General features: G+C 66.3%; 14 protein-coding genes and 1 riboswitch. Of the genes, 7 read left to right on the top strand and 7 right to left on the bottom strand.

The window, feature by feature from the left end:
- Positions 1-1,101: a phosphoribosylformylglycinamidine cyclo-ligase gene (gene purM / locus CV023_RS16825; protein ID WP_230748009.1), complete on the top strand. Its 1,101-nt coding sequence runs from the start codon at positions 1-3 to the stop codon at positions 1,099-1,101.
- A gap of 111 nt (positions 1,102-1,212) precedes the next feature.
- Here the strand turns inward: purM and CV023_RS16820 are convergent, their stop codons facing one another.
- The gene (locus CV023_RS16820; protein ID WP_230748057.1) at positions 1,213-1,443 is read right to left on the bottom strand and encodes a DUF3073 domain-containing protein; all 231 of its coding nucleotides are present in this window, start codon (positions 1,441-1,443) and stop codon (positions 1,213-1,215) included.
- 128 nt (positions 1,444-1,571) lie between these two features.
- On the opposite strand from CV023_RS16820, the gene CV023_RS16815 reads away from it, so the two are divergent.
- The 3 genes from CV023_RS16815 to CV023_RS16805 all read left to right on the top strand — a co-directional run bounded on the left by CV023_RS16815 (position 1,572) and on the right by CV023_RS16805 (position 3,971).
- Entirely contained in the window at positions 1,572-2,387 is an 816-nt protein-coding gene (locus CV023_RS16815) for a hypothetical protein (RefSeq protein WP_230748007.1), read from the top strand.
- 67 nt (positions 2,388-2,454) lie between these two features.
- Entirely contained in the window at positions 2,455-3,048 is a 594-nt protein-coding gene (locus CV023_RS16810; protein WP_230748005.1) for a hypothetical protein, read from the top strand.
- A complete protein-coding gene (locus CV023_RS16805) occupies positions 3,045-3,971 on the top strand; it encodes a hypothetical protein (RefSeq protein ID WP_230748003.1) in 927 nt (308 codons plus the stop codon). Before CV023_RS16810 ends, CV023_RS16805 begins: the two co-directional genes overlap by 4 nt.
- Before the next feature lie 22 nt (positions 3,972-3,993).
- Here the strand turns inward: CV023_RS16805 and CV023_RS16800 are convergent, their stop codons facing one another.
- Positions 3,994-4,908 carry a LysR family transcriptional regulator gene (locus CV023_RS16800; protein ID WP_230748001.1) on the bottom strand — a complete coding sequence of 305 codons (915 nt, stop codon included), beginning with the start codon at positions 4,906-4,908 and terminating at the stop codon, positions 3,994-3,996.
- Between the two features lie 103 nt (positions 4,909-5,011).
- Here CV023_RS16800 and CV023_RS16795 point away from each other — a divergent pair, with 103 nt between their 5' ends.
- The gene (locus CV023_RS16795) at positions 5,012-5,995 is read left to right on the top strand and encodes an EamA family transporter (protein WP_230748000.1); all 984 of its coding nucleotides are present in this window, start codon (positions 5,012-5,014) and stop codon (positions 5,993-5,995) included.
- A 22-nt stretch (positions 5,996-6,017) separates the two neighbouring features.
- Here CV023_RS16795 and CV023_RS16790 read toward each other — a convergent pair whose 3' ends face one another.
- Positions 6,018-6,896 carry an AraC family transcriptional regulator gene (locus tag CV023_RS16790; RefSeq protein ID WP_230747999.1) on the bottom strand — a complete coding sequence of 293 codons (879 nt, stop codon included), beginning with the start codon at positions 6,894-6,896 and terminating at the stop codon, positions 6,018-6,020.
- Positions 6,897-7,007: 111 nt separating this feature from the next.
- Here CV023_RS16790 and CV023_RS16785 point away from each other — a divergent pair, with 111 nt between their 5' ends.
- Complete coding sequence (locus CV023_RS16785) at positions 7,008-7,676, top strand: hypothetical protein (protein WP_230747997.1); 669 nt, start codon at positions 7,008-7,010, stop codon at positions 7,674-7,676.
- A gap of 333 nt (positions 7,677-8,009) precedes the next feature.
- Positions 8,010-8,339, top strand: a complete 330-nt coding sequence (locus tag CV023_RS16780) for a hypothetical protein (RefSeq protein WP_230747995.1) — start codon at positions 8,010-8,012, stop codon at positions 8,337-8,339.
- Between the two features lie 29 nt (positions 8,340-8,368).
- Here the strand turns inward: CV023_RS16780 and CV023_RS16775 are convergent, their stop codons facing one another.
- The 4 genes from CV023_RS16775 to CV023_RS16760 all read right to left on the bottom strand — a co-directional run bounded on the left by CV023_RS16775 (position 8,369) and on the right by CV023_RS16760 (position 12,427).
- Positions 8,369-9,850, bottom strand: a complete 1,482-nt coding sequence (locus CV023_RS16775) for a phytoene desaturase family protein (RefSeq protein WP_230747993.1) — start codon at positions 9,848-9,850, stop codon at positions 8,369-8,371.
- Entirely contained in the window at positions 9,840-10,520 is a 681-nt protein-coding gene (locus CV023_RS16770; protein ID WP_230747992.1) for a uridine kinase, read from the bottom strand. Before CV023_RS16770 ends, CV023_RS16775 begins: the two co-directional genes overlap by 11 nt.
- Positions 10,521-10,592: 72 nt before the next feature.
- Positions 10,593-11,600, bottom strand: a complete 1,008-nt coding sequence (locus tag CV023_RS16765) for an ATP-grasp domain-containing protein (RefSeq protein WP_230747990.1) — start codon at positions 11,598-11,600, stop codon at positions 10,593-10,595.
- Between the two features lie 134 nt (positions 11,601-11,734).
- Entirely contained in the window at positions 11,735-12,427 is a 693-nt protein-coding gene (locus CV023_RS16760; protein ID WP_230747988.1) for a TenA family protein, read from the bottom strand.
- A riboswitch (TPP riboswitch) is annotated at positions 12,424-12,529 on the bottom strand. (Overlaps the previous gene by 4 nt.)
- Positions 12,530-12,565 lie beyond the last annotated feature (36 nt).

Here is a 12,565-nt window from a genome sequence, read left to right as displayed (position 1 = left end):
TTGAGTTCCGAAGCCGACGCCCCGAAATCCACTACCTACGCCGCAGCCGGTGTCGACGTCGAGGCCGGCGATCGCGCGGTCGAGCTGATGAAGTCCGCGGTCTCGGCCACGCACAATGCCAACGTCGTCGGCGGGATGGGCGGCTTCGCCGGACTCTTCGATGTCTCCGTGCTCAGGGACTACGACCGCCCCCTCCTCGCGTCCTCGACCGACGGAGTGGGGACCAAGGTCGCGATCGCCCAGGCCCTGGATAAGCACGACACCATCGGCTACGACCTCGTGGGAATGGTCGTCGACGACATCATCGTGTGCGGGGCGAAGCCGCTGTTCATGACCGACTACATCGCCTGCGGCAAGGTTGTGGCCGAACGCATCGCCGACATCGTCCGCGGCATCGCAGACGCCTGCGCCAGCGCCGACGTCGCCCTCGTCGGCGGGGAGACCGCCGAACACCCGGGGCTGCTTGGGGTCGACGAATACGATGTCGCAGGTGCGGCCACCGGCGTCGTCGACGCCGCCGACCTGCTCGGCCCGGAGAAGGTCAGGGCCGGCGACGTGCTCATCGGTCTGCCCTCGTCGGGCATCCATTCCAATGGGTATTCCCTCGTCAGGCACATCATCGCCGAGGCGGGATGGGGTCTCGACCGGTCCGTCGAGGAGTTCGGGCGGAGCCTGGGTGAGGAGCTTCTCGTTCCCACCCACGTCTACACCGGCGAACTCAACGCCCTCTTCGCGGCACTGCCCGGGGCCGTTCATTCGGTCTCGCACGTCACCGGCGGCGGACTCTCGGCGAACGTCGCCCGCGTGCTCCCCCAGGGTCTCGTGGCGAAGATGTCCCGAGCCTCGTGGGAGGTGCCCGCAGTGTTCTCGGTCCTCGGTGAGCTGGGCGGAGTGCCGCGGGAAGACCGCGAACGCACGTGGAACCTCGGCGTGGGTATGGTTCTCGTCGCCGATGCCGCGTCCGCTGACAGCGTGCTCGCGGCCAGCCCCGGTTCGTGGGTGCTCGGTGAGGTCGTGGCCGATGACGGTTCGCTGGCTTGCGAACTCGACTACGTGCAGGGCGCCAAAGGCGTCGACGGCGGTGCCGCGATCCTCCAGTGACCAGGACTCAGCGACAGTGACGATGCAGTGAGGGCGGGGACCGAAGTCCCCGCCCTCATCTCAAGTTCGTCGGCTCAACGGCCGTGACCGTGAAGCGTCGATGCAGACCGCTTACGACTCCCGCTGCGAATATTCGTCGTACTCGTCGTCATCATCGTCGACGTTGTACTTATCGGCGTAGTCGGAGTAGCCCGGTTCGTCATCATAGGGATCGGACGAGCCGTCCTTCGAGGAATCGGCGCCCAGTTCCTGCTGGAGTCGATTCAGGTCGGTGTCCGGGCTGTAGTACTTGAGCTTCCGGGCTACCTTGATCTGCTTTGCCTTTGCGCGGCCGCGACCCACTGGCGTGACCCCCTCCGTCGTCATGTGGGGCGATCCGCCCCGGACTAGATCTCTGCTATGCGCTTAAATCCTACCTGTTCGCACTGGGAAGTTCCATTTTGGGACCCGACCTTGGATAGGCTGAGTGCATGTCCTACAGTCGCGATTACGTTGTCACTCTGCGGATCTTCGAGCCCACCGTGGTTCATTCCGAATTGCAAGACAAGCAGGTGGAAGACAACCGGTCCCGGGTCGAAGACCAGATCTCGAGGGACGCCGACAAGCGCCTGATATCCCTGCCGCCGAGGCCCGTCGCCGATTCCTTCCGGAACACTCCGATCTTCCTCCCGGCGTCTCAGAGCGCGGACGGGGTGGACCGCTTCTGTCCTGCTCAGGAGGACATCCGCGGGTGGGAGGCGCTCGAATCGCTGACCGAGCACACCTCGAAGGCCACCCTCGACATCATCGCTCCGAAGTCCGCTCGCAGGCGTGCGGCCAGCCACCGTGCCGAGTGGATGCAGGACGCCAAAGACACCCGCATCTTCACCCGCGTCTCGGCATGGGATGTGCCGCCGTCGTGGTGGTTGTTCTTCTCGCTGAGCGAGGACACCATCATCACCGACGACACCGAGGCGGGACCCAGAGTGATCATCCGCACAGACATTCTGGCCGCCTCGGCGCGGATGGAGTGGGCGGCCGAGACCGTCGCGGACAAGTCGAAGGTCGTCGACATGGTCGAGCAGACCGCGAACCTCGCACAGTGGATCGACAGCTTCGATATGAACTCGGTGCTCGAACTCGACCTCGGCGGGATGAGCGATGTGCTCTGGCCCAACGAAGGCCCCGAACTCGTCGACTCGTGGGTGACGGCGCTGAGCAACGACGACTCCGAGTCGGCGGTGGCGTCGTTCCAGAAGTATGCGGCCGCCTGGGAGCAGCTCAACCTCTACGCCCGCAGCTCCTGAGCTCGGCGGCGGGGAAGCTACGATAGTCTGCGTACCCCGGGCCCCGAGAGAATGATCCCCACTGCGCATGGAAGAGAAGAAGCATCGACTTCTGAGCCGAACCGACCCCACGGCCGGCCCGGATTCCGAGGCCGCCGACACCGGGGCCGCCGACGGTCATGGTCGCACCGCAGACACCGGGGCCGCATCCAAGAGGCGTCCCAAGTCTGCCCGCCGCACGCCGATGTCGCGGGTCTCGGTCGGATGGCGCATCGGCGCGACCGCGGTGGCCTTCGTCATCCTCACCTGCGGACAGTTCCTCAACACCAATGACTTCTTCCCGCTCGGCTCGCTCACCCAGTACGCCACGGCCAAGGATCTCAACGGAACCGTGAACTCCACGTGCATCGCCGCTCAGTTCCCCGGCGAGGACGAACCGCGTCGGCTCGGCTTCAACACCGCCACGGTCGGCATCGAACGCGGCGACATCGAATCCCAGATCGACCGGGTCGTCACCCACCCGGAGCTGCTGCAGACCCTGGCCGACTCCTATGTCCGCCTCCACCCCGATGAGCCGAAGCCGGAGACGATGATCCTCTGCCGCACCGTGACCCAGTTGGAGAACGGCCGCAGCGTCGGCGAACCCGAGATCAAGACCCTGGCGACCTGGGAGGTGCAGTGAGCGACTCCACTGAACCCACCACGGGTACACAGCCCACGGGTACGCAGCCCACGGGTAGACAGACCCTGACCACCGCCGAGGCGGAGCGCCGCAATCCGGTCCTGCGCTGGTTCATGCCCGAGATCCCTCTGGCCCGGGTCGCTGTCTTCCGGGTCTTCATCTACGTCTTCATCATCATCGACGTGCTCACGATCTCCGGGGACGTCATCCCGCACGGGTGGACCCCGGACCTCTACCAGCCGCTGTGGCTGGCCCGGTTCCTCCACCTCCCACCGGTCAGCGTCCTCGGCGCGCAGATTCTGCTGGCTTTCATCATCGTCTTCTCACTCCTCGCCGCCGCCGGGATCCTCCAGCGCATCAGCGGGTGGATCGTCGCGATCACCTTCGGCGCGTGGATGTTCTACACCCAGGGCTACGGCTACGTCGCCCACGACCACATGGCTCTCGTCATCGCCGCCCTGGTGCTGCCGACGATCGGAATCGCACGGTTCCGCGAGGGACGGACCACCTCGACGCGGGCCGGTTGGGCCTTCCGCGTCGTGCAGGTCTCGGTCGTGCTCACCTACTTCTACTCGGCGGTGATGAAGTGGATCGCCTCGGGCAACATCGCCCACTGGGGCAACGGGGCCGTGATCATCTGGGCGCTGATGCGCCGCGGAGCCGAATGGTCGAAGCCCTTCCTCGAGATGCCCGGATTCCTCATCGCCGGGCAATGGGTGACGCTGGCCTTCGAGTTCCTCTCGCCGATCGCCCTGTTCGTCAAGGGCAAGTGGCTCTACGGCGTCGTCATCTTCTTCTGCATCTTCCACCTCCTGACCTACCTGGCGCTGGGCATCCACTTCCTGCCGACCGTCATCTGCTGGGCGGCGTTCCTGCCCTTGGAGAAGCTCGTGCCGAAACGGTTCCGCAGCCTCGAGGGGTGATCCTTCCCCGTGTTCGTGCGGGCTAAGCCTCCGCTGTGCCCGTGCTCGTGGCTGTGCTCGTGCGCAGGGTCTCGAGCACGCGGCGCACGGCCGCTCGGCGGGCGGTGTCGGGTCGCATCACCGCGACCACCCACCGTTCGGTCGTCACCCCGGTCAGTGGGATGAGGGTGAGCCCACTGCCCCGGGGCGTGGTGAAGCGGGGCAGCAGTGCGAGGTGCTCGCTCGAGGCGACGATGGATTCGATGAGGCGGTTGTCGCGGATGCGTTGGGTGACGTCGAGGGAGCGACCCGTGACGTGCTCGATCGAGGTGAGGATCGTGTCGAAGGGATAGCCGATGGGCACCCCGATCCACGGTGCGTTGACGACGTCGGCGGGGCTCAGCTCGATCCGGTCCGTAAGCGGGTGGTTGTCGGAGACGGCGACGTCGATGGACTCCCGGGCCAGGGATTCGACGCTGAGCCCGTCCGTCCCGGCGGGGCGTCGGGAGACGAGGCTGTGGGCGACGACGATGTCGTGATCGGAACTCAGGCCCGCGAATTCGTGTTCGGCGAGGTCGACGTCCGTGGTGCGCAGGGTGATGGCCGGGTTCGTCTCCCGCAGCTCTCTCAGCGCGCGAGGCAGCAGGTAGCTCAAGGCGCTGGGCAGGCCCGCGATGTGCACTTCTCCGCTGGCCTCGCCGAGGTAGTCCTCCCAGTCCGCCTGTACGCCGGCGATTGCGGAGGCCACGTCCCGGCCTCCGGCGGCCAGGAGCCGCCCGGCAGCGGTGAGTCTGAGGCCGCGTCCTGCGGGTTCGGCCAGCGTGTGCCCGAACTCCCTGGTGGCGGCCTTGAGCTGCTGGGACACCGCGCAGGGTGTCCGGAAGGTGGCCGCGGCCAGGGCCGTGATGCTGCCGCGTTCGTCGAGGGCGCGGAGGAGTTCGAGGTGCCGGGGGTCCATGGCTCAAGGGTAGGGGTGCGGGCAGCGATTATGAAGCGTGGCTACATTGTTGGGTTAGAAACATTCGATTGTTTTAATGGTCGGTGACTTCGAAAATGGGACCATGACACTCAAGCACTGCCTTCTCGCCGCCTCGGTGGCGCTCATGTGGGGGCTGAACTTCCTCGCGATCGACCTCTCGCTCGATCAGTTCCCGCCCTTCCTGCTCGCCGCCGTCCGCTTCGCCCTCCTGGCTGTGCCTGCGCTGCTGTTCGTGCCGAAGCCGGACGTGAAGTTCCGGTGGATCCTCGGCTACGGGGCCGGTTTCGGGCTCCTCCAGTTCCTCTTCCTCTACTGGGCGATGGCCGCCGGGATGCCCGCCGGGCTGGCCTCGCTGGTCCTCCAGGCATCCGGGCCCTTCACGGTGCTGCTGGGGATGACGTTCCTGCGGGAGCGGGTCCGCGCCTCGCAGATGGTCTTCCTGCTCGTGGCGATGGCCGGACTCGGCATCGTCGGCTGGCAGCGCCTGGACTCCTCGGCGAGCTTCCTGCCCTTCCTCCTCACTCTCGCCGGAGCGTTCGGGTGGGCGATCGGCAACACCTGCAACCGGCAGGCCCACTCCACCGAGCCGGTGAAGTTCACGATGTGGATGTCCGTGGTCCCGCCGGTGCCGATGTTCGTCCTCTCGCTCCTCGTCGAAGGACCGGAGCGGATCGGCCGCTCGTTCACCGGCCTCGACTCGCCCACGGGTCTGCTCGGCCTCGCCGGCCTTCTCTACACCGTCGTCATCGCCACGGTTCTGGGATCGGGAATCTGGTCATGGCTGATGGCCCGCAACCCTGCCGGAGTCGTCGCTCCGTTCTCGATGCTCGTGCCCATCGTCGGCATGAGCGCGGCGTTCGTCTTCCTCGGCGAGCGGGTCACCCTCGGTGAGCTGTGCGGTGCGGCGCTGGTCATCATCGGGGTGCTGGGGGCCGGGCTCAAGGCGGCGAAGGGAGCGAAGATCCTCGCCGCCGAGGTGGTGCCGGTCGACGAGACCGAACTTCCTCCGCCCGATTCCCGGGACGGTGCGGGCGACGGAGCCGAGGTCCCCGCGGGGACGTGGTGAAGACGTCCCCGCGGGGACGCGATCACTCGCGTTCGACGGGCAGCCACAGTTCCGTCGTCGCGGTGCTGAAGTCCTCGGCGCGTTCGAGGACGGCGACGATCGATGGCCCCGGCCGCAGTCGCCAGGGGTTCGAGGGGAGCCATTCGGCGGCCGTAGCCGCCCACGTCTCCTGGAGCATTGCCGGGTAGGCTCCTGACGCGGTGAAGATCGCCCACGTCCCCGCGGGGACGTCGATGACGTCGAGGTTTGCCGGCGCCGAGGCGGTCGCCGGGACCGCGACCCCGTGCAAATAGGTCAGCTCGGTGCCTTCGCGGTAGTCGGGGTCGACGCCGTCTGTGACCTGGAGGAGCCCGACGGGCTCGGATTCCGAGAGTGACTTGAGACGGTGGTGTTCGTCGACCGGGATCGTTTGGAGGAAGTCGCGGATGTGCGGATTGACTCCCTCATGGATGAGCGGCACCCGCGTCGAGTTGCCGATGAGTGAGAAGGCTGGTCTGTCGATGATTCGGGTGTCCATAATTGTGTTCCCTTCGATGGTCAGGCGGAACCTGATCGATTGTTGGCTGTGAAGGGGTCCACCGTTTCGTCTGGCCTCGGACGGACCGATGCCGTGAACCGAACGGAAGGCTCGGCCGAAGGCCTCGGTCGAACCGTAGCCGTATCGAACCGCCACGCTCAGCAGATCCTCGCCGGCGATGACCTCAGCTGAGGCGATCGTCATTCGCCGGCCGCGGACGTACTCCGAGAGCGGCATTCCGGCCAGCGAGGAGAACATTCGCCGCAGGTGGTACTCGGTCGTTCCGAGTCTCGCGGCCAAACTGCTGATCTCGATGGCCTCGGCCGGGTCGGCGGACAGGCTCGACTCGATGATGTCGATGAGCGTGTTGAGTTCGGCGATCACGATCTCTCCCTTCGCTCATCCATGCTTCCGGAATGCGGGGTCGTCCCGCCCGACAAGCTGTGCCCGATTCAATCATGCGTGCGACTTGGGTCAGGCGCATAGGCTGGGGATATGCACTCATCCACTCCCGATCCACTCACCGCCGATGAGCTCCTGGCGTCCCCGCGGGGACGTTCTCTGGTGTTCGGACTCGCCGGTCGACTGGTATGGGAGACGGATCCGCGGTGCCTTGCCGAAGGCGAACCGTGGAGCGACGTCGATCGTCGGTACATCGAATTCCGGCAGGCGGCAGGGGAAGCCCAGTCCTGCATCGATGCGCAGCGCGGGAACTCAGGCGTGACTTACACGTCCGGCTCAAAGCGTCCACTGCGGCGGGACCGCCCCGAAAAGCAGGACCTGAACGCGCTCATCGCCGAGGTGGTCGAGACACTCGGGGCCATCCGACCGCGCGAACCGACTCAGGCTGACCTGCGCGGCGCAATGACTGAAGTCATCGGCGGTGCGATGTACTGGCAGCCGCCGCATGCGGACGCACTCTTGGCAGGATTTCCCGCGGTGCGCCGAGCACTCCGGCCGTTCGCGGTGGCCCTCGTCGACTCCGGCCTCCTCGATTCCTGGCCGCACTCCGCGGTGGTGAGATCACAATGGGCACTGGCCTGGGACGATGAGGATCAACGGAACGGACTGCCCGCGGTGTTCACTGTGGATCCGGCAAACGGATCAGAACTCGCCGGAATTACGCGAGCGGACATGGACGCGGTCGATGGCGCGGAGCCGTGAGCCACCTCGGCGGACCTGCTGCGACACTGGCTCGCCGACTCATTCGTCGCTGAACTCCGGTGGAGGCGAGAGTTCGCGAAGGGCCCCCACCAGCAGGTTTCCGGCGAGTGGGAGTCAGCTCCTCCGAACGACCTCTGGTCCTCGACCGGGACGTGGCCGGATGGGAAGCCGGTCGGTCTCGACCTCGTCGAGGATGACTTCGGTCTCGAACGGGCACGCGCCTGTCGCCTGCGGATCAATGACGACGCCCGGATTTATGAGATCCACCGCCCCGAGGACTGGGCGCAGCTGTGCCGCATATTCCCACTCGACGTCACCGCGCAGCGCCGCCACGTGTGGTTCGAGACGACCGACCGGAAGGGCCTCTGGGTGATCCCGGACTGGGCTCGCGTGGCCGAGGAGTTCGACGGAATCCACGTCAGTCCCGCCGGCTATCTGCGCTCGGCGGGTGCCGTCATCGACGTCGGTGACGCGAGCCTCGTCGAGGAGTCACCGTCACGTCCGACGGTCGGCGATACGGATGACCGGGCGGCAAGTCTCATGGCGGGGTGGAATCCGGACACGACCTATTGGCTGAACGACGTCATCGCCGGAGTCGCAGAGGTGGTCGAATGGGTCTACGACAACGACGCAGATGCGTGGAGGCAGACGCCGACTGGCTGAGAGCCGAAACGTCCCCGCGGGGACGTGGCTTAGGCTTGCGGTGACAGGCCCGGTGCCTCACTGATGCCGAATCGGTTCTTCAGCGCACGGCGGGCGGCGAACCAGCCGTTCATGCCGTGGACGCCGGGCGCCGGCGGGGTCGCTGCCGAGCACAGGTAGGCACCGGGCACGCCGAGGCTGTAGTTGTCCCAGCTCGTGCGCGGCCGCGCCATCATCCGGTAGAACGACACCACGCCGGTGGCGATGTCCCCGCCGATGTAGTTCTGATTGTGCCCGGCCATCTCGGACGCGGGGATCGAATTGTAGGCGACGATCGTGTCGCGGAACCCGGGTGCGAAGCGTTCCATCTGGCGGATGATGTACTCGGCCGGGTCGAGCGGACAGTCGAAGGGCACATGACAATACGTCCACAGCGGCCGCAGCCCGTTCACCTCACGCGTGGGGTCGAAGATGGTCGGGTCGGAGACCAGGCAGACCGGGTGCTCGGGCATCCGTCCATTCATCACATCCGCCTCGGCGGCGGCCATCTGCGCGCGTGTTCCGCCGACGTGGATGGTTCCGGCCCGGTTGACGTTCGGATCCGCCCAGGGGACGGGTCCGTTGAGGACGAAATCGACCTTGGCCGCGGCATTGCCCTGTCTGAAGCCGCGCAGCGCCCGGTCGACGTGGGTGGGCAGCAGTCCGGAGAAGATCTGGGCTGCACCCAGCGCTGAGGTGTCGAGCAGATAGGCGCGGGCCGCCGGCATGTCCGAGACATGCTCGATGCGCGCATCCGCGGTGACGGTCCCGCCGTGAGCTTCGAGGTCGGCGACGAGGTGGTCGATGATCGCCTGCGACCCACCGATGGGGGAGGGCCAGCCGGCGGCATGGGCCACGGTCGAGAGCATCGTCGCCGTCGCCGCCGTGCCCATGGCCGGCAGCCCGCCGATCGCGTGCGCGGCAACGCCGGTGAACAGAGACTGGGTGGATTCGTGCGAGAGCGGAATGTTCCACGACGGGCTCGCCTGGGACAGCAATCGGAGACCGAACTTCACGACGTTGGCAACGCCGGGGACGTCGCGGAGGGTCTCGGGCACGGATCGTTTGTCGCCGAGAGAGAGCCAGATCGCGTCGTCGACGCGCTCGAGCAGCGGAGCGAAGAACCGGTGCCATTCGGGTCCGGCCGCGCCGAGGTGGTCGACCGTTTCCGCGAGATCGTGGAATGCCAGCGCGGCGGGTTTGCCGTCGAGCGGCTGCGCATAGGAGATGTCCGGGGTGGTCAATTCCATGCCTCGGGCACGGAGGTCGAAGTCGACGAAGAAGGGGCTCGAGATCGCGAGGGGGTGGACGGCCGAGCAGATGTCGTGGGTGATTCCCGGGGCCAGGCCCAGGTCGAGGGTGCGGGCGCCGCCGCCGATGGTGGGCTGAGCCTCGAAGACCTGCACGGACAGGCCCGCGCGAGCCAGGGTCACCGCCGCGGCCATCCCGTTGGGACCAGTTCCGACGACGACTGCATCAACCTCAGTGCTCATGGGGCCAGTCTAGGTCAGGGGACAGACTCGGGGCATCGAGGTTCGTGTTGTCGATGACCCAAGTGGCGCGTTCCCACGGTGCTGCCTCGGCGAAGTAGAGCCGCTGCCCGCCGACGTAGCGGTGGCTCGCCTCGGATTCCGGATCTGAATCGCCGAGGTGGGGAAAGCGTTGGTTTCCCCTCGGCACGGACACTTCGAAGGGAACCTTGACCCAGATGCTCGCATCCCAGATCTCACGCAGTTCGGGACGGTGGAGGAAGATGCCGTCGACGAGGAGGACACAGTCCTCAGGCAGGTCGAGCACCTCCGGCGACACCGGTTGATCCGCATCGACGTCCCAGACCGCCGGAGTGATCACCGCTCCCCGGCGGAACGGTGCCACCACCACGCGTTCAAAGGCTGCGTAGTCATAGGAGTCGCGGTAGAAGGACTCGGGGCCTCGGCCCGCGGCATAGCGAACCGCTCGGGGGTGGTGGAAGCCATCGATGCTCACCGAGGCGACCGAACGAGCGCACGCGCCCTCTGCCGCCAACCTCACAAGCTCCTCGGCGAGGACCGTTTTGCCCGCACCGTCGAGACCATCGACGGCGACGATGGCGCGATGCCCCGGTCGCACTTCACGGATCGCTGTGAGCAGGCGGCGAAGAACTGCTCGACGCGCACTCTTCATACCGACCAGAGTAGCCGAGCCGCACCCTGCGGTCTCGGCAGCACTCGGCAGTCTCAGTGGGACTCGGCGGTCTCAGCGGGACTGCGCGAACGCCTCGGTGCCGGGCACCGCCTCGGCGAGTTCACCCTTGAGGAATTCTGCAATCCGATCCGCGGCAGCGATCCGGCCGGCCCCGCGTTCGGTGTCCTCGACGCTCGGGTTGTAGTTCGTGTTCGTGTTGATGTCGTAGACGACCTGTCGGCCATCGAGGGTCTCGATGAACTCGATGCCGGCGATGTCGATGCCCAGCTGACTCAACAGCGTCTCTAGCCTGCCGACGAGGGGAGTCTGCGCGGTGATCTCCTCCCGGCGGGTGAACGGATCGACCGCAGATGCCGATGTGCCGGGCACCGCGCACGCGTCGGCCGGGCAGAGTTCGAAGGATCCCGCGGAGACATCGACGCGCACGGCATAGTGCAACCGGCCGCCGATGAACTCGGCGCGGGTGATGAAGGGCTGCGCGGGCTGCAGGTACTCCTGCACGAGGGTGATCCCGTCGATCGGCTCACTGGACCCGCCGGGAGCGAAATCGCCTGCCGCGGCATCGAGCTCGGCATGAGAGTCGAAGCGACGCACACCGAGGCCTTTGCCGCCCTGATTGTGCTTCGTGATGAATGGGGGAGTGAAGTCCTGTGCCGCCGCGGCGAGTCCGGTGCCGCCGAAGACCGCCGAGGTGCGAGGTGCGTCGAATCCGTGCGCGACCAACTCCTGGTGCTGGCGGACCTTGCTGACCTCGAGCTCGTAGACATGCGACGCATTGATCACCGTGCGCCCCGCCGCCTCGAGCCACGCGAGCACGGCACGTCCGTACTCCTTGACATGGGAATCCGTGCGGGTATGAGCTGACGCCGAGAGCCGGGACCAGAACAGACCCTGAGGCGGCTCCGCCGTGAGGTCGATCTGAGCCTCAGGCAGAAGCCATTCGACATAGTCGACGCCGAGACGCTCGAGTGCCTGCGCAAACGGGGCGATCCATTCGGGATTGTCATGGATGATGTAGACCGCGGGACCGTCCGCGACGGGAAGCAGCTGTGTGCTCATCGGTGATACCTCGCATCCTCCAGCGGCAGTGTCGGGTGACTGAGTGCACCCGCACCTCTGATCTGTTCAACAATCTTAGTCCGGGTGGTCTTATCCATGCGAGGGAAACAGAATATGGACCGAGTGCGCCGGGGTCACGAAACGTCGTTGACCGCGTACGCCTCATCGAAGAACGCCAACTCCAGATCGACCGCCCGTTGCCAGATCTGCGCCAGTCTGTCTTGCGCCGCCACGGACTCCGGGTCATCACCGGTGGGAAACACGCGGTCGAGCTCATCGACGAGGAACTGCACCCAGGCGCGGAAGTCCGTCCCGCGGTGCAGTTCGATCCACCCGGCGTGGACGTCTCGTTCCGGCAGCGGATCCGAACGCTCACCCCAGTCGAGGTAGAGCCACTCGGCGATGACGAGGACGACGAGCAGACCCGGGTACGAGGCCGAGTCGACGACCTCGTCCATGAGGTCCCGGAACCCGGCGGTCGGGACGGTCAGCTCGGGATCGGCGTAGTCGGATTCGTCCACCCCCACCTCGGCGAAGGCGCGGACGAAGTACGAATCCTCATCGGCCTCGAGGAACCCGAGCTGTTTGGCGAACCGGAGTTTCGGTGCCAACTCGTCGGCGTGTGCTACGCAGGCACCTAGCATGGACAGGAACGATTCGAAGAACTGATAGTCCTGGATGAGATACGTGCTCATCACGGCGTCATCGACGGTCCCCGCGAACAATTCGGTGACGAAGCTGTGTCCGACAGCGGCGTCCCAGGCCGCTGCGGACTGGGCTCTCAGGGCCGTCACAGGCCCGTCTTCGTTCAGCTCAATTGTGGTCATGGCCGTGTCCTCACTTCCTCCGCCGGTGCTCACCGGATCAGGTTCAAAGGGTCTGCCTGCGCACTCTCAGCGCCGCTTCTCGGCGCTCCCCTGGGGTGATTCGAGCCTAACACCAGCGCCTTCGCTCAGGGTCTCTTC

This window comes from Brevibacterium sp. CCUG 69071, from assembly GCF_021023135.1.
Classification (GTDB): Bacteria; Actinomycetota; Actinomycetes; order Actinomycetales; family Brevibacteriaceae; genus Brevibacterium.
The sequence above is the reverse complement of the archived record's forward strand: the minus strand, read 5'-3'. Positions and strand labels throughout refer to the sequence as shown.

Bases quoted from the DNA above. Each gene is read 5' to 3' on its own strand.
- CV023_RS16815 (WP_230748007.1), top strand. From the start codon at position 1,572: ATGTCCTACAGTCGCGATTACGTTGTCACTCTGCGGATCTTCGAGCCC.
- CV023_RS16810 (WP_230748005.1), top strand. From the start codon at position 2,455: ATGGAAGAGAAGAAGCATCGACTTCTGAGCCGAACCGACCCCACGGCC.
- CV023_RS16800 (WP_230748001.1), bottom strand. From the start codon at position 4,908: ATGGACCCCCGGCACCTCGAACTCCTCCGCGCCCTCGACGAACGCGGC.
- CV023_RS16795 (WP_230748000.1), top strand. From the start codon at position 5,012: ATGACACTCAAGCACTGCCTTCTCGCCGCCTCGGTGGCGCTCATGTGG.
- CV023_RS16785 (WP_230747997.1), top strand. From the start codon at position 7,008: ATGCACTCATCCACTCCCGATCCACTCACCGCCGATGAGCTCCTGGCG.
- CV023_RS16775 (WP_230747993.1), bottom strand. From the start codon at position 9,850: ATGAGCACTGAGGTTGATGCAGTCGTCGTCGGAACTGGTCCCAACGGG.
- CV023_RS16770 (WP_230747992.1), bottom strand. From the start codon at position 10,520: ATGAAGAGTGCGCGTCGAGCAGTTCTTCGCCGCCTGCTCACAGCGATC.
- CV023_RS16765 (WP_230747990.1), bottom strand. From the start codon at position 11,600: ATGAGCACACAGCTGCTTCCCGTCGCGGACGGTCCCGCGGTCTACATC.
- CV023_RS16760 (WP_230747988.1), bottom strand. From the start codon at position 12,427: ATGACCACAATTGAGCTGAACGAAGACGGGCCTGTGACGGCCCTGAGA.